Raw genomic sequence first — 15,695 nt, 5'->3', positions numbered from 1 at the left:
TTTGCAGGAATGACAATAAGATTTATATAATTAACATTACTTTTTTGCATTGCCCAAAAAAGTAACCAAAAAAGTCTAGGCTGACGAGCCTTTATCTAAATTTTTCATTTGACACCTAAATTTTAGGAACTCGCTATTAGAATTTTAGGTAAAATAGTATTTTGTTAAGCTCAAACAGCCTAAAATTTTACGGTGTCTGCATTTCAAATTTTACGATAAATCCTCGATAGGCCGGGGGTCTGCTAAGGGGCTTTTTCTTTAAAATAATAATTTTCTAGGAGAAATAGTTTTTAGATGTAAGCAGTAATGACAGCTTTACTAATACACTTAGAACTTTACTTTCAAACTCCCCTTTCTTTGCTTTCGCGGAGCTTTAGCAAATTCATTCCCCTCTTTAGCTAAAGAGGGGAACTGCTACATGATGAGCTATGTTGTTTTAATATAATGTTTGTTGGTTGCTTGCTCCTCCCTTTAGTCAAAGGGAGGTGGGTAGCTTGACGAAGGAGAGCTAAACGGAGGGTTTGGTTTTTAATTTACTTATTGGTTTTGAGGTGGATTCCTGCTTTTGCAGGAATGACAATAAGATTTATATAATTAACATTACTTTTTTGCATTGCCCAAAAAAGTAACCAAAAAAGTCTAGGCTGACGATGCTTTATCTAAATTTATCATTTGACACCTAAATTTTAGGAACTCGCTATTAGAATTTTAGGTAAAATAGTATTTTGTTAAGCTCAAACAGCCTAAAATTTTACGGTGTCTGCATTTCAAATTTTACGATAAATCCTCGATAGGCCGGTGGTCTGCTAAGGGGCTTTTTCTTTAAAATAATGATTTTCTAGGAGAAATAGTTTTTAGATGTAAGCAGTAATGACAGCTTTACTAATACACTTAGAACTTTACTTTCAAACTCCCCTTTCTTTGCTTTCGCAGAGCTTCAGCAAATTCATTCCCCTCTTTAGCTAAAGAGGGGAGCTGCTACACGATGAGCTATGTTGTTTTAAAATAATGTTTCTTATTTCCCTGCTCCTCCCTTTAGTCAAAGGGAGGTGGGTAGCTTGACGAAGGAGGGCTAGACGGAGGGTTTGGTTATTTGATTTACTTATTGGTTTTGAGGTGGATTCCTGCTTTTGCAGGAATGACAATAAGATTTATATAATTAACATTACTTTTTTGCATTGCCCAAAAAAGTAACCAAAAAAGTCTAGGCTGACGATGCTTTATCTAAATTTATCATTTGACACCTAAATTTTAGGAACTCGCTATTAGAATTTTAGGTAAAATAGTATTTTGTTAAGCTCAAACAGCCTAAAATTTTACGGTGTCTGCATTTCAAATTTTACGATAAATCCTCGATAGGCCGGGGGTCTGCTAAGGGGCTTTTTCTTTAAAATAATGATTTTCTAGGAGAAATAGTTTTTAGATGTAAGCAGTAATGACAGCTTTACTAATACACTTAAAACTTTACTTTCAAACTCCCCTTTCTTTGCTTTCGCAGAGCTTTAGCAAATTCATTCCCCTCTTTAGCTAAAGAGGGGAACTGCTACATGATGAGCTATGTTGTTTTGTTATAATGTTTGTTGGTTGGTTGCACCTCCCTTTAGTCAAAGGGAGGTGGAAAGCTTGACGAAGGAGGGCTAGACGGAGGGTTTGTCTCTAAAAGCAAGGAAGTTTTCGTTTTATTCTTTGCTTAAATACAAACGGGATTGTCATTGCTGTGGAAGCAGGAACTATAAAGAATAATTACTTTTTTACTCACTATTTTTTATTTATTTAAAGTTGTGTTCGTGAATCTTTGATTTGCATTGCCCAAAAAAGTAACCAAAAAAGTCTAGGCTGACGATGCTTTATCTAAATTTATCATTTGACAACTAAATTTTAGGAACTCGCTATTAGAATTTTAGGTAAAATAGTATTTTGTTAAGCTCAAACAGCCTAAAATTTTACGGTGTCTGCATATCAAATTTTACGATAAATCCTCGTAGGCCGGTGGCATGCTAAGTGGTATTTATATTATAAAGAATAATTATTGGGAGAAATACTTTTTAGTTTTATGTTGTAATGGATTCCTGCCTGCGCAGGAATGATAGCTTTATAATATAACTTAGAGTTTCATTTTCAAACTCCCCTTTCTTTGCTTTCGCGGAGCTTCAGCAAATTCATTCCCCTCTTTAACTAAAGAGGGGAGCTGCTACATGATGAGCTATGTTGTTTTAATATAATGTTTGTTGGCTGGTTGCTCCTTCCTTTAGTCAAAGGGAGGTGGATAAACACCACCGGTTCCGTAAAGGAATGCCACCGTATCCATCGAGCAATGGAACCGCTTCCGTGATTCCTTCGCACCGGTTGTGGTTTTTTAGTAGTTTTTGTTTTTGGGGTTTTAGTGGATTCCTGCTTTTGCAGGAATGACAGGAGAATTTCTATTATTAATATTACTTTTTTGCATCGACCAAAAAAGTAACCAAAAAAGTCTAGGCTGACGATGCTTTATCTAAATTTATCATTTGACACCTAAATTTTAGGAACTCGCTATTAGAATTTTAGGTAAAATAGTATTTTGTTAAGCTCAAACAGCCTAAAATTTTACGGTGTCTGCATTTCAAATTTTACGATAAATCCTCGATAGGCCGGGGGTCTGCTAAGGGGCTTATTATTGTAAATGAACACATTACTTTTTTTAATTTGTTCTTAAGAAGATTCCTGTCTGCGTAGGAATGACATTGTTTTCTAATATAACTTAGAGTTTCATTTTCAAACTCCCCTTTCTTTGCTTTCGCGGAGCTTCAGCAAATTCATTCCCCTCTTTAACTAAAGAGGGGAGCTGCTATACGATTAGCTATGTTGTTTTGTTATAATGTTTATTTGGTGGTTGCTCTTCCCTTTAGTCAAAGGGACAATGCGGTATGGAAGAAATACTATACTTGAAATAAATAAAACAACTATTAACTTTCTGGGGCGAGTTCTACTTCAAGGCCATCCATTTCTGGGGTCATTTGGATTTGACAGCCTAAACGGGAGTTGTCTTTTACATAGAAAGCTTCGCTTAGCATTGCTTCTTCGTCATCTTGCATTTCTGGTAATTCGGTGTCGCTTAAAACATAGCACTGACAAGAGGCACACATAGCCATCCCACCACAAATACCAATGGTTCCTTCTGGAGCGAGCTCGTAGGAACGAACTACTTCCATCAAATTCATAGCCATATCTGTTGGTGCGGCAACCTCGTGTGTTACACCCTCTCTATCTGTTATTTTAATGTTGATATCTTGCATGATTTAGGGATTAGGGATTAGGGATTAGGGATTAGGGTATATGAGTTATTTTAGTGATTTAATGAAACCGAATAACATATTTGATATCTGATTGGAATTTGTAATCCGTTTTTCTGTTTGTTCTTTATCTTCAAAATGTCATCTTATAGCCAATTACAACATAGATCGCATTTCACTAGAGGAACCTGTTGCAAAATATAAAAATCTTTTAAAATCTGCATTGGAATTTTGATCAAAGCCTTCCGCTATATTATTAGAGTTTGAAACAGCCACTCTTACAATTGCTTCCAGAAACACAAAACAGCTGAGCCCAAACGCCTTACACCTAATCCCTATTCTATCTTCTTCACTACCGCTTTTGGTGCTTCTTTTCTGGTTCCGTCAAATCCATTTACTCCGGCAACAGTTGTGTATTTTAATACGTATCTTTTTCCTGGATTAATGATTTGGTAAGCTGCTTGACACATAAGTGTTGCTTCGTGGAATCCGCAAAGGATAAGCTTTAATTTACCTGGATAGGTATTTACATCACCGATAGCGAAAATTCCTGGTATGTTTGTTTGGTAATCTAGAGCATTATTCACCTTGATGGCATTCTTCTCAATCTCTAAGCCCCAGTTGGCAATAGGTCCTAGTTTTGGAGAGAGTCCGAATAAAGGAATAAAGTGATCGCATTCCAATTCAAATTCCTTTTCTATATGATCTGCCTGGCTTACAACGACTCCTGAAAGTTGGTCATCTCCTAAGATACCAACCACCTCTGCAGGGGTAATTAAATCGATTTTTCCAGCAGTTTTTAGTTCTTGCACTTTTTCTACCGAATCTAAATGTCCGCGGAACTCATTTCTCCTATGGATAAGCGTTACTTTTTTAGCCACATCACTTAAAAAGATTGCCCAGTCTAAAGCAGAGTCTCCTCCTCCAGCGATAACCACTTTTTTATTGCGGTACATTTCTGGTTCTTTAATCATATACTCTACCCCTTTATCTTCAAAGTCGGCGATATTATGAATTAAAGGTTTACGAGGCTCAAAACTTCCTAATCCACCAGCAATTGCTACTACTGGCGCATGGTGTTTGGTTCCTTTGTTTGTGGTAACGATAAAGGTTCCGTCTTCTAATTTATCAATGGTTTCTGCTCGCTCCCCAAGGGTAAATCCTGGTTCGAATTGCTTGCATTGCTCCATTAGTTTATCCGTTAGATCTCCTGCAAGAATTTCTGGATAAGCAGGGATATCATAAATGGGTTTTTTAGGATACAACTCCGAACATTGTCCGCCAATTTGCGGCAAGGCATCTATAAGGTGGCATTTCAGTTTTAGTAATCCGGCTTCAAATACCGTAAATAATCCTGTAGGTCCGGCTCCTATAATAAGTATATCTGTTTTAATCATTTTATTCCTGCGAAAACGAAACCTCCTAAGTTTCTGCTTTCCTTTTTTTTTATTTAATAAACTTGTTTGCTACTGTTTTATATGTGCAAATATCTACTAATTTCCTTAGTGTTTATATGATATTTATCAGTTGCGTGAAGGATGGAACGGCCTGTTTGAGCGCCTCGCAGAGCGCGAGTAGTGACAGCCTGACCCTTGTGGTCACGCCCAAACTAAGCTTCTATATTAATAACTTGTTCTATTTGTGGTGCGTATTTTTTGATGGTCATTTCTACCCCAGATTTTAGGGTCATTTGATTGACACTACAACCTACACAGGCACCTAGTAATTGCACTTTTACCAGCTTATCATCTTCTATAGATAATAAGGATATATCGCCGCCATCGCTTTGTAAGAATGGACGGATTTCCTCTAAGGCCTTTTCAACATTTAATCTAATTTCTTCTGTGCTCATCTGCTATATATTTACTCCGTGAAACCTCTATAAAAAAGGTGGTGCATTATTTTTTAGTTACTGCTGAACATCCAGCCATGGTGGTGATTTTGATTGCCTCAGTAGGTGGTAAGTTTTCGTTTCTTCTTACTACCTCTTGCACAACATTTTGGGTGATTTTTTCGAACTCCTTTTCTAAAGGGGTTGCTGTTTGTAATGCTGCTGGGCGACCTACGTCTCCGGCTTCGCGTATGCTTTGTACTAAAGGCAACTCGCCTAAGAAAGGTACTTGTAGGTCTTCGGCAAGGTTTCTAGCTCCTTGTTTTCCGAAGATATAATATTTATTTTCCGGAAGCTCTGCTGGTGTAAAGTATGCCATATTTTCTACGATTCCTAAAACAGGAACTTGTATAGAGTCTTGTTGGAACATAGCAACTCCTTTTTTAGCATCTGCTAAAGCTACGTTTTGCGGTGTACTTACTACAACCGCTCCGGTTATTGGTAGCGACTGCATGATGCTTAAGTGGATATCTCCCGTTCCTGGAGGTAGGTCTAATAATAAGAAATCTAATTCTCCCCAGTGTGCATCAAAAATCATTTGATTTAATGCTTTTGCTGCCATTGGTCCACGCCAAACCACTGCCTGATCTGGTTTGGTGAAAAAGCCAATAGAAAGCACTTTTACGCCGTAATTTTCTACGGGTTTCATTTTAGACTTTCCCTCTATATTTACTGCAAGCGGCTTTTCGTTTGCTACATCAAACATGATTGGAATAGATGGCCCATAGATATCGGCATCTAAAATCCCTACCTTAAAGCCCATTTTTGCTAAGCTTACTGCGATATTTGCTGTAACGGTAGATTTACCAACCCCTCCTTTTCCTGAGGCAATAGCCACGATGTTTTGAATACCAGGGATAGCTTTTCCTTTAATGACATTTGGAGCTGACTTGGTAGGAGCTTCTACTTTGATATTCACCTTTACTTTTGCTTTTTGATGCACTAGTTTGTGAATGGTTTGTAGAATTTCTACTTCGGTTTTCTTTTTTGCTTGTAGGCTTGGGTTTGCAATAGTAATATCTACAACAACCTCATCGCCAAAAGTGATAACATTAGTTACTGCACCGCTTTCTACCATGTTTTGTCCTTCGCCTGGAGCAGAAATAGTTTCTAATGCTTTAAGTATATCTTGCTTATTCAGTTTCATTTTTATCGAGCTAAAAGAAAATAGTACAGACAAAAAAATAGGTTTATCCTACTTATTTTGTCTAGACTATTCTCTTGTTTAATTAAGAATCATTCTAAATGCAAATATATATAATAATGCATTAAGACGGAAGCTAGTAGCTGTAAGTTTTTTTATAGTATAATTAATAGAATCTATCAGAAAGCGAATAGCTAAAAACGGAAGTTAAAGGGGCGAATTTGAAAAGAATTATAAGTTTTTGGCAGGATCCCAAAATAGGCTATCGAAATCTTGGATCTGGTTATCTATAACCTGCACTCCTTCGCTTTCTAAAAGTTGTTGCATGAGATTCGTTCCTTCAAAATGATGTTTGCCTGTGAGCAAGCCTTTTCGGTTTACTACGCGGTGCGCAGGAACATCTTTATTGTGAGAGCCATTCATAGCATAGCCAACCATTCTCGCGCTTCTAGCTGCCCCTAGGTATTTAGCAATAGCACCGTAACTAGTGACTCTCCCGTAAGGAATTTGCCGAGCGACCTCATACACTTTCTCAAAAAAACTTTCGGTTTTTGCCTGCATTATAAATCCCCAATAATATGAAATAGGGTAATAATAGAAATCACTCCGGTTACCGTTCCTATTAAATAATTCATACTTTTTTGTGAGGTAATAGATTTGTTTTTAATCTTATCGAAAAAGAAAATATAGATATAAAACATCACGAAACTACCACTTACCGCTCCTGCTACATAGGACAGAATACTGGTTTGCTCAAAATCCATCCAACCAAAAGAGGCTAGTGTAATACTCATATAGGCTTGGTAAGGAATAGGAAATACATTTAAAGCGGAAAGCAATACGCCTTGAAAATACCTGCTCTTTTTGCTTTTAACCTTAAAATCTACGTTCTTTTTTGCAGGGTCTTTTTTAGCTAGTAATAAAAAATAGATCGTGATAAGTACGAATAAAACAAAAGCTACGCGTTGCAAAATAACTACTACATCCTGATGATTACTAAGGTAACGAGCAAATAAAACCCCGATATAGGTTTGGGCTATAACAATAGTACAAGCGCCGGCAGAAAACATAATTCCTCTAGAATGCCCGTCTTTTAAACTAATTTTTGCAGCCGTCATATTGAGTAATCCCGGGGGAGTTACACCTACCAAGGCAACAAGAAATCCTAGAAAAAATATGATAGTGATATTCAAACTACTTTAATTTAAAGCGAATATACGTAATTGCTTTGTTTTCTTGAAGATACTGACTCTCATAAAAGGTTTGAATGCTAGTTACTTCTTCTGGAGAACCTTCTTGTTTATACACGTTGTGGTTTGCATATAAAACCTCATGCCCTGCACCGTGTAAGAGCCCTAAGGTATAACCATGCATAAACTCGCTATCCGTTTTCAGGTTAATCACCCCATCTTCTTTTAGAATCTTTTTATAACGCGCTAGAAAATCGGCATTAGTCATTCTATGCTTGGTACGCTTGTATTTTATTTGTGGGTCTGGAAAGGTAATCCATATTTCATCTACCTCATTGGCAGCAAAAGCATGTTCTACCAATTCGATTTGCATGCGTAAAAAAGCCACATTCGGAATATTTTCCTCTATAGCTGTTTTTGCTCCTCTCCAAAAACGCGCTCCCTTAATATCGATACCAATAAAGTTTTTGTTAGGATATTTCTGAGCTAATGCCACGCTATACTCTCCTTTTCCACAACCAAGTTCTAGAATTAGCGGATGCTCATTTTTAAAAAAGCTTTTATTCCAGTTTCCTTTTAAGGAAAATTGCCCTTCTACAAGCTCTTCTCTTGAAGGTTGAAAGACGTTATCAAAGGTTTCGTTTTCTCTAAAGCGTTTTAGTTTGTTTTTACTTCCCACAGTTACATAAAGTTTTGGCGAAAATAAAGATTTTTTTTCAACAATAAATCCAAATTACAAGCTATAAAGTGTTTTAGTAAAAATATTTACACGCATAGATTATGCGTATCTTTGTTTTTAATGAAAGAAAAAAAGCGCATACTAGTTGCTGCACTACACTGGGGACTTGGCCACGCGACCCGTTGCATACCTATCATTCAGTTATTATTGAAAAATAATTTTGAAGTTATTCTTGCTAGTGACGGTGCTGCTCTTTTATTATTACAGAAAGAATTTCCAGAGCTAGAAAGCATCCAGCTACCTTCTTACAATATAAGCTATTCTAAACATCCGAAGTTCTTAAAGTGGAAACTGCTCTTGGAAGCGCCAAAGTTTTTTAGAACGCTAAAAGCAGAAGAAAAAGCCACAGCAGCCATCATGGAAAGCCACAAGGTAGACGGCATTATAAGCGATAACCGTTTTGGGGTGTATAGCGACAAAGTTCCTTCGGTTTTTATCACGCATCAGCTACAGGTTTTAAGCGGAAACACCACCTGGCTAAGTACCAAGATGCACCAAATGATCCTAAAGAAATTTACAGAATGTTGGGTTCCGGATTATCAAGGAAGTTCAAATTTAAGCGGAAAATTGGGGCATGTGGAGCTGCCTGAAACACCCATTAAATACATAGGCCCATTGAGTAGGTTTTCTAAAAAAGAAAAAGAGCCGCTATATGATGTATTGGTTTTATTGTCTGGCCCAGAACCACAACGAAGTCTGCTAGAAGAAAAACTTTTAGTAGAACTAAAAAACTTTTCAGGAAAGACCCTATTTGTTAGAGGTGTCTTGGAAAAAAAACAGACCATCACCCAAAAAGAACATATCCGCATATATAATTTTATGCATGGTCAAGAATTAGAAGAAAGCATAAACGCAAGTGCTTTGGTTCTTTCTCGTTCTGGTTATACCACTATAATGGATTTGGCGAAACTAGAGAAAAAAGCTTTTTTTATACCCACTCCGGGGCAAATGGAACAGGAATATCTCGCGAAACGATTGGACGCTTTAGGGATTATCCCATTTTGTACGCAGAATGCATTTCGTGTAACTCAATTAGAGCGAGTGCGTGATTATACCGGATTTACAGATTATAAAAACGCTAATAATTTAGAGGGTTTACTAAGCCTTTTCTAGGGTAAAAGAGAATTCGCTTCCCACTTCAAACTCACTATCAATATACATTTTCTCGTTATGTGCTTCTAGGATATGCTTTACAATAGCTAGACCTAATCCAGAACCACCTTCCTTACGAGAACCACTTTTGTCTACACGGTAAAAACGCTCGAACAATCTAGATATATGCTGTTTTTCTATTCCCTCTCCGTTATCTGTAACACGAACAATGACTTTCTTTTTGGTAAGATTTTCAATGCTTACTTCGGTAGTTCCTTGCTGTCTTCCGTACTTAATGGAATTCACTACTAAGTTGGTAAGTACTTGTTGCATGCGCTCCTTATCTGCTCGAACTAAAATGGGCTCTTTATAATCGATATCAAAAGTTAAGCTAATACTTTTCTTAGCTGCCTTCATTTCAAAAAGTTCAAAAACACTCTCAATGAGGGCTACAATATCAAAGATTTCTATTTTAAGCCTTAAATCACCAACCTCTAATTTGGTGATCATATCCAAGTCTTTCACGATATATATAAGTCGCTCTACCCCCTTACTGGCATTTCTTAAATACTTATCGCGAACGTTTTTGTCTTTAACCGCACCATCCATTAAGGTTAGAATATAACCCTGCACGGTAAACAGTGGTGTTTTAAGTTCGTGGGATATATTTCCAAGAAACTCCTTTCGGTATTCCTCTCGTATTCTTAAGGTTTCTATTTCTAATTTTCGATCTTTGGTGTACTTATCAATTTCTTTGGTAAGCGTTGCCATATCGGTAGTAATACTATCTTTACTAATGGTAGAATCTTCGAGCAACTTTAAATCATCATAGATTTTTTTTACTCGATTGTAAATAAATTTCTCTACGCGATATTGAATTAGAACAAAAGAGAAAGCAAAGCAAAAGATAGTTAGTACTGCTATTTGCAGGAACTGAACATTGTAAAACACATATAAAAAAACAGTGATAAGGACTGCTATAAACAAACTGATAAATGCAGTTGTTTTTAAGGCAAACTTATATGTTTTTTTTAGCTTTTTTTGCATTATTCAACAAACTTATATCCCACACCTTTTACGGTTTTGAAATAATCATCCCCTAATTTTTCACGAAGCTTTCTAATATGCACATCGATGGTTCTTCCACCTACAACTACTTCGTTACCCCAAACATTATCTAAAATATCTTCACGCTTAAATACTTTTCCAGGCTTAGAAGCTAGTAAAGAAAGTAATTCGAACTCTTTTCTAGGAAGCACAATCTCTTCGCCTTTTAGTACGATTTTATATTCGTCTCTGTTAATAACAAGGTTTCCTAAAACCACATTGCTAGTATCTTCTTCGTCCTTAAACCTTCTCAACAATGCCTTAACCTTACTAACTAATACCTTTGGCTTAATAGGTTTTGTAATATAATCGTCTGCTCCGGCATCAAAACCAGCAACCTGTGAATAATCCTCGCCTCTAGCGGTTAAAAAAGTAATAATGGTATTGTCTAAACTATCTATTTTTCGGATTTGCTCACAAGCCTCAATACCATCCATTTCTGGCATCATAACATCTAAAATAATCAGGTGAGGCTGCGTTTTTTTAGCTTTCTTTACTGCTTGCACACCATTTTCGGCCGTGATAACCTGGTAGCCTTCCGCAGTTAGATTATAGCCTACTATTTCTAGTATGTCTGGCTCATCATCTACTAAAAGTATTTTAATGTCTTTCTTCTTCATAAAAAGGACTAAAGTTAATTTTTTGTAAAGATAAAATTAAAACTAAAGTTGAATTAGAACTTTACATACAAATAACGATTTGGTAACATTGTGGAGCTGTAAACCTACAAAATATCGCATAGCAGCCTATAAATCTGATGTTTATGTAAGAATTATTATATTAAAAAATTATGAATATTTTAATAATCAGTAGCTTATAGTAATAATTCTCATTATATTTGTGCTAATAAACCATAAATTATACTTAATAACACAATTATGAAAAAACTTTACTTTTTATTATTTACAGTATTAACTTTTAGCTATTCTTTCGGGCAAGAGCTAATGGTTAATGGCGACCTAGAAGCTTGGGACAACCCTACTACCCCTACAGGTTGGTCTAAGATTGAGAGTATTGCTCAAGAGACTACAGAAATTCATGGAGGAACTTATGCTGCCAAACATACTGGGGGAACCTCAGATTTTGGACAGACTATTACAGGTATTGTACCGGGAACTTCTTATACCATCTCATTATGGTATAAAGTGGATGCAGGCTTTGGTGATGGTACCGATGCTAGAATTTGGAGTTATTGGAAAAACGGCAATACGAATATTAACGATAATGCAAGTGAACTAAGAGGGCCAAATAACGCATATTTTGACAATAACGGTAATCAATGGACGCAATACTCAGTAACTTTAACAGCTCCTGCAACAGCAGATTCATTTTACTATGAAGTAAGAACTTATGGTACAGCTGTTGTGTATTGGGATGATTTTTCTTTCTTTCAAGAGGCTACCGCAGTTCCTACTTTAGGAGTGGTTTCTCCTGGAGACGGAGATAATGTTGCTGGACCAGATGTAACTCTAGATTTAAGTGTTCAAAACTTTACCGTTGGTAATACAGGAACTGGTGCTGACGGACATATTCATTATTCCGTTGATGGTGGTGCTACTATCATGAAATATGATACAGACCCAATAATCCTAACAGGATTATCTGCAGGAGACCATACAGTGGATTTAGAATTGGTGGATGATGATCATAACCCTTTAGCAACTCCAATCACAACTAGTGTTACCTTTACCGTATACGAAGTACAAACTCTTCCATTTGTAGAGTCTTTTAATTATACTGTTGGAGAAGCATTAGCAGCACAACCAGCTTGGACAAACTACTTCTCTGGGGATGATGTATTAGTAGAAGCAGGAAGCTTATCTTATTCTACCTTAAATGGAGAAGGAAACGCTATTGCCTTTGATGGATCTGGAGCAGACCCTGTTGTAGATTACACACCAACTAGTGCTGGAAAAATATACTCTTCATTCATGCTTAAAGTAACTTCTCTTGAAGCTGGTGCAATAGATGGTTATTTTGCTATCCTAAGAACAGATAGTGGTGATTATGCAGCTAGATTATGGATTTCTCCTACTGGAGCATCTACTTACCAAATTGGAATTAGCAATGGTGGTACTTTAACGCAAGTTACAGCTGGTGCAGACTTTAACATAGATCAAACCATTTTTGTAGTATTTAACTACGATATAGATAACGATACCGTAAACGCTTGGGCAAATCCTGCTTTAGGGGTTGCGGAACCAGTTGCAGATATATCTGAGCCTTCTACATCCACTGCAAATACCTTTTCACAATTCATGGTTAGACAAGATTCTACCAATGAAACTCCAGGTATTGTTATGGATGAGTTAAGAATTGGAACGACTTGGGCAAGTGTAACTCCAGCAACTTTATCTATAGAAAACCTACAAACTAGTACCTTTGGTGTTTACCCTAACCCAGTAACAAATGGTACCGTAACTATTACATCTACTTCTCAGGATGCAATGAACGTACAAGTGTTTGACATCTTAGGGAAACAAGTTAAAAACGAAACTTTAACAAACAATACCTTAAATGTTTCCAACTTAAAATCTGGTGTTTATATCGTGAAAATCACGCAAAACAATGCTTCAACTACTAAGAAATTAGTGATTAAGTAATAAGATTTAAAAAATATCCTTAAAGCGTAGCTCTGTTTAGAGCTACGCTTTTTTATTTTCCATATTTTTGCTTTATGATTTCTAAAGACACTATTTTTAATATATCATCTGAGGCTGCATTTGAAGCTGTAGCCTTACAGGTTTTTAAATTTCAGTTTGAGAACAATCCGGTGTATCGTTCTTTTTGTGATTTATTGTATAAAAATCCTAGCGATATTAAGCGCGTGGAAGACATTCCCTTTTTACCTATTTCCTTTTTTAAATCCCATGAGATATTAAGTTCTTCGGAAGAAATTCAGGAAATATTCACCAGCAGTGGAACTACCGGAAGCACCACGAGTAAGCATGCCGTTACCGATATTTCTATATATGAAGAAAGCTTCAGAAAAGGTTTTAAACACTTTTACGGAGACATAGAAGACTATACCATACTTGCATTGCTTCCTAATTATTTAGAACGAGAAGGCTCTTCCTTAATCTATATGGTAAACGACTTTATTGAAAAATCTAAAAAGCCAGAAAGCGGTTTTTATTTAAACAACCTAGAAGCACTTACTAGCAAACTATTACAGCTAGAACAACAAGGAGAAAAAGTCTTACTGATTGGCGTTTCCTTTGCCTTATTAGATTTGGTAGAAAAGCATCGTTTTCAATTAAAAAACACCATTATTATGGAAACTGGTGGTATGAAAGGAAGGCGAAAAGAATTGATTCGAGAAGAACTACACGCTATTTTAAAAGATGGCTTTGGGGTGTCAAATATTCATAGCGAATATGGTATGACCGAATTACTGAGTCAGGGCTACTCAAAAGGAAACGGCATTTTTACTTGTCCGAATTGGATGCGAATCCTTACTAGAGATACAGAAGACGCCTTATCTATTCAAGCCCCTGGAAAAACAGGCGGACTAAACGTAATAGATCTAGCCAATATAAATTCCTGTTCTTTTATTGCCACCCAAGACCTAGGAAAACTACATAGCGATGGGAGCTTTGAAATCATTGGCAGATTTGATCATAGCGATATTCGTGGGTGTAATTTAATGGTCTTGTAAGGAATGAAAAAAGTTACCGACTAATATATAGCTAGAAAAAGAAAAATTGTTTTTTAGTAAATTGGTTAGTTTTTGGTTAGCCTGATTACTCGAGTAATCAGGCTTTCTATTTATACTACTTTGCTAAAAAGAAAATGCTCTATCTTTTAAAGAAAAAGATGGAGCATTTTTTTATGAATTAGCCATACATTTATACCGCTTTTATAATATAGGTATTACGTTTTCCTTTATTAATAACTACGTACTTACCGTTAATTAGATCTTTTTCGGTAATGGTATAATCTTCTTTCACCTTCTCTTTATTTACAGCAATAGCATTCTCTTTTAAAGATCTACGCGCCTCCCCGTTAGAAGCTAAGAAGTTTGTTTGTGCGGCAAGTGCAGCAATCATATCTAAACCTGCTTCTATATCTTTTAGAGGGATTTCCGCTTGCGGTACTCCTTCAAAAACATCTAAAAAGGTGTTTTCGTCTAAGGTTTTAATATCTTCTTTAAAGCTTTTACTAAACAGAATATTCGATGCTTTTTCTGCATTTTCAAATTCTGCTTTGGTATGTACTAAGGTAGTAACCTCTTCTGCTAAACGCTTTTGTAACAAACGCAGGTGCGGCATTTCTTTATGCTCAGCAATTAAAGCTTCAATAGTTTCTTTGTCTATAAAAGTAAAAATCTTGATATACTTTTCTGCATCCTCATCACTAGTGTTTAACCAGAATTGGTAGAATTTATACACGGAAGTTTTATCGGCATCTAACCAAACATTTCCACCTTCGGTTTTACCAAATTTCGTTCCGTCTGCTTTAGTAATTAAAGGGCAAGTCATTGCGTAAGCTTTCGCTTCTTCGCCAACATGCATACGTCTTACTAACTCTGTTCCGGTAGTAATATTTCCCCATTGGTCACTTCCACCCATTTGTAATAAGCAGTTATGCTCTTTATATAAATGGTAAAAATCATATCCTTGAATTAATTGGTAGGTGAACTCTGTAAAGGACATTCCTACGCTTCCTTCTTCTCCAGAAAAACGCTTTTTTACAGAATCTTTAGCCATCATATAGTTTACGGTAATACGTTTTCCTACATCACGAGCAAAGTCTATAAAACTGAAGTTTTTCATCCAATCGTAGTTATTTACTAACACTGGAGCATTTTCTTTATCGGAAGAAAAGTCTAAGAAACGGGATAGCACGCCCTTAATTCCGGCAACGTTTTTAGCAAGCGTTTCTTCATTAAGTAAATTACGCTCATCGCTTTTACCGGAAGGGTCGCCAATCATTCCTGTTGCACCACCAACCAAAGCCATTGGCTTATGCCCAGCTTTTTCTAAATGCATTAATAAGATAATAGGAACTAAACTACCTATATGTAAGGAGTCTGACGTAGGATCAAAACCAATATAAGCCGTTGTCATTTCTTTATTTAATTGCTCTTCCGTTCCAGGCATGATATCTTGTACCATTCCTCGCCATCTTAATTCTTCTACTAAATTATAATTCATTGCTTCTTTATTATTCAAATCTTGGGCAAAGATAAGTTTATCTCTTGAATAGATAAATACTAATAATAAAAAAGTAGAGCAAAGGAAACCGTTTATATCATTTGAAA

The 15,695-nt window shown here is 36.3% G+C and carries 14 protein-coding genes; 3 read left to right on the top strand and 11 right to left on the bottom strand.

Features of this window, described 5'->3' with window-relative positions; translation table 11 throughout:
• Window positions 1-2,942: 2,942 nt before the first annotated feature.
• From DU428_RS04320 to trmB, 8 genes are all read right to left on the bottom strand, one after another.
• Complete coding sequence (locus DU428_RS04320; protein WP_113965877.1) at window positions 2,943-3,272, bottom strand: 2Fe-2S iron-sulfur cluster-binding family protein; 330 nt, start codon at window positions 3,270-3,272, stop codon at window positions 2,943-2,945.
• A 153-nt stretch (window positions 3,273-3,425) separates the two neighbouring features.
• Window positions 3,426-3,569 (bottom strand): four helix bundle protein, encoded by a 144-nt coding sequence (locus tag DU428_RS13615; protein WP_211307121.1) that lies wholly within the window; start codon window positions 3,567-3,569, stop codon window positions 3,426-3,428.
• Window positions 3,570-3,604: 35 nt separating this feature from the next.
• Window positions 3,605-4,666: an NAD(P)/FAD-dependent oxidoreductase gene (locus DU428_RS04310; protein WP_072347270.1), complete on the bottom strand. Its 1,062-nt coding sequence runs from the start codon at window positions 4,664-4,666 to the stop codon at window positions 3,605-3,607.
• Between the two features lie 212 nt (window positions 4,667-4,878).
• A complete protein-coding gene (locus DU428_RS04305; RefSeq protein WP_072347272.1) occupies window positions 4,879-5,121 on the bottom strand; it encodes a NifU family protein in 243 nt (80 codons plus the stop codon).
• A 46-nt stretch (window positions 5,122-5,167) separates the two neighbouring features.
• Entirely contained in the window at window positions 5,168-6,307 is a 1,140-nt protein-coding gene (locus tag DU428_RS04300) for an Mrp/NBP35 family ATP-binding protein (RefSeq protein ID WP_072347274.1), read from the bottom strand.
• Window positions 6,308-6,535: 228 nt separating this feature from the next.
• A complete protein-coding gene (locus DU428_RS04295; protein ID WP_113965875.1) occupies window positions 6,536-6,865 on the bottom strand; it encodes an MGMT family protein in 330 nt (109 codons plus the stop codon).
• Window positions 6,865-7,455 carry a LysE family transporter gene (locus DU428_RS04290; RefSeq protein WP_317047498.1) on the bottom strand — a complete coding sequence of 197 codons (591 nt, stop codon included), beginning with the start codon at window positions 7,453-7,455 and terminating at the stop codon, window positions 6,865-6,867. Before DU428_RS04290 ends, DU428_RS04295 begins: the two co-directional genes overlap by 1 nt.
• A gap of 43 nt (window positions 7,456-7,498) precedes the next feature.
• Entirely contained in the window at window positions 7,499-8,173 is a 675-nt protein-coding gene (gene trmB, locus DU428_RS04285) for a tRNA (guanosine(46)-N7)-methyltransferase TrmB (RefSeq protein ID WP_072347279.1), read from the bottom strand.
• A gap of 120 nt (window positions 8,174-8,293) precedes the next feature.
• Here trmB and DU428_RS04280 point away from each other — a divergent pair, with 120 nt between their 5' ends.
• The gene (locus DU428_RS04280) at window positions 8,294-9,346 is read left to right on the top strand and encodes a glycosyltransferase (protein WP_113965874.1); all 1,053 of its coding nucleotides are present in this window, start codon (window positions 8,294-8,296) and stop codon (window positions 9,344-9,346) included.
• On the opposite strand, the gene DU428_RS04275 is transcribed toward DU428_RS04280, so the two are convergent.
• A complete protein-coding gene (locus tag DU428_RS04275; RefSeq protein WP_113965873.1) occupies window positions 9,332-10,372 on the bottom strand; it encodes a sensor histidine kinase in 1,041 nt (346 codons plus the stop codon). The two genes, DU428_RS04280 and DU428_RS04275, sit on opposite strands and share 15 nt — an antisense overlap.
• Window positions 10,372-11,052, bottom strand: coding sequence for a response regulator transcription factor (locus DU428_RS04270; RefSeq protein ID WP_072347285.1), 681 nt, complete (start codon window positions 11,050-11,052; stop codon window positions 10,372-10,374). Before DU428_RS04270 ends, DU428_RS04275 begins: the two co-directional genes overlap by 1 nt.
• Window positions 11,053-11,310: 258 nt before the next feature.
• On the opposite strand from DU428_RS04270, the gene DU428_RS04265 reads away from it, so the two are divergent.
• Complete coding sequence (locus DU428_RS04265; RefSeq protein WP_113965872.1) at window positions 11,311-13,035, top strand: DUF6130 family protein; 1,725 nt, start codon at window positions 11,311-11,313, stop codon at window positions 13,033-13,035.
• 74 nt (window positions 13,036-13,109) lie between these two features.
• Window positions 13,110-14,090: a LuxE/PaaK family acyltransferase gene (locus DU428_RS04260; RefSeq protein ID WP_113965871.1), complete on the top strand. Its 981-nt coding sequence runs from the start codon at window positions 13,110-13,112 to the stop codon at window positions 14,088-14,090.
• A 190-nt stretch (window positions 14,091-14,280) separates the two neighbouring features.
• On the opposite strand, the gene tyrS is transcribed toward DU428_RS04260, so the two are convergent.
• Window positions 14,281-15,588, bottom strand: coding sequence for a tyrosine--tRNA ligase (gene tyrS, locus DU428_RS04255; RefSeq protein WP_113965870.1), 1,308 nt, complete (start codon window positions 15,586-15,588; stop codon window positions 14,281-14,283).
• Between the last annotated feature and the right edge of the window lie 107 nt (window positions 15,589-15,695).

The organism is Oceanihabitans sediminis, from assembly GCF_003337215.1.
Lineage (GTDB): Bacteria > Bacteroidota > Bacteroidia > Flavobacteriales > Flavobacteriaceae > Oceanihabitans > Oceanihabitans sediminis.
The sequence above is the reverse complement of the archived record's forward strand: the minus strand, read 5'-3'. Positions and strand labels throughout refer to the sequence as shown.

What these genes read in the sequence shown, in the direction of transcription:
- DU428_RS04320 (WP_113965877.1), bottom strand. Translation starts at nt 3,272, where the DNA reads ATGCAAGATATCAACATTAAAATAACAGATAGAGAGGGTGTAACACAC.
- DU428_RS04310 (WP_072347270.1), bottom strand. Translation starts at nt 4,666, where the DNA reads ATGATTAAAACAGATATACTTATTATAGGAGCCGGACCTACAGGATTA.
- DU428_RS04305 (WP_072347272.1), bottom strand. Translation starts at nt 5,121, where the DNA reads ATGAGCACAGAAGAAATTAGATTAAATGTTGAAAAGGCCTTAGAGGAA.
- DU428_RS04300 (WP_072347274.1), bottom strand. Translation starts at nt 6,307, where the DNA reads ATGAAACTGAATAAGCAAGATATACTTAAAGCATTAGAAACTATTTCT.
- DU428_RS04295 (WP_113965875.1), bottom strand. Translation starts at nt 6,865, where the DNA reads ATGCAGGCAAAAACCGAAAGTTTTTTTGAGAAAGTGTATGAGGTCGCT.
- DU428_RS04280 (WP_113965874.1), top strand. Translation starts at nt 8,294, where the DNA reads ATGAAAGAAAAAAAGCGCATACTAGTTGCTGCACTACACTGGGGACTT.
- DU428_RS04275 (WP_113965873.1), bottom strand. Translation starts at nt 10,372, where the DNA reads ATGCAAAAAAAGCTAAAAAAAACATATAAGTTTGCCTTAAAAACAACT.
- DU428_RS04270 (WP_072347285.1), bottom strand. Translation starts at nt 11,052, where the DNA reads ATGAAGAAGAAAGACATTAAAATACTTTTAGTAGATGATGAGCCAGAC.
- DU428_RS04265 (WP_113965872.1), top strand. Translation starts at nt 11,311, where the DNA reads ATGAAAAAACTTTACTTTTTATTATTTACAGTATTAACTTTTAGCTAT.
- DU428_RS04260 (WP_113965871.1), top strand. Translation starts at nt 13,110, where the DNA reads ATGATTTCTAAAGACACTATTTTTAATATATCATCTGAGGCTGCATTT.
- tyrS (WP_113965870.1), bottom strand. Translation starts at nt 15,588, where the DNA reads ATGAATTATAATTTAGTAGAAGAATTAAGATGGCGAGGAATGGTACAA.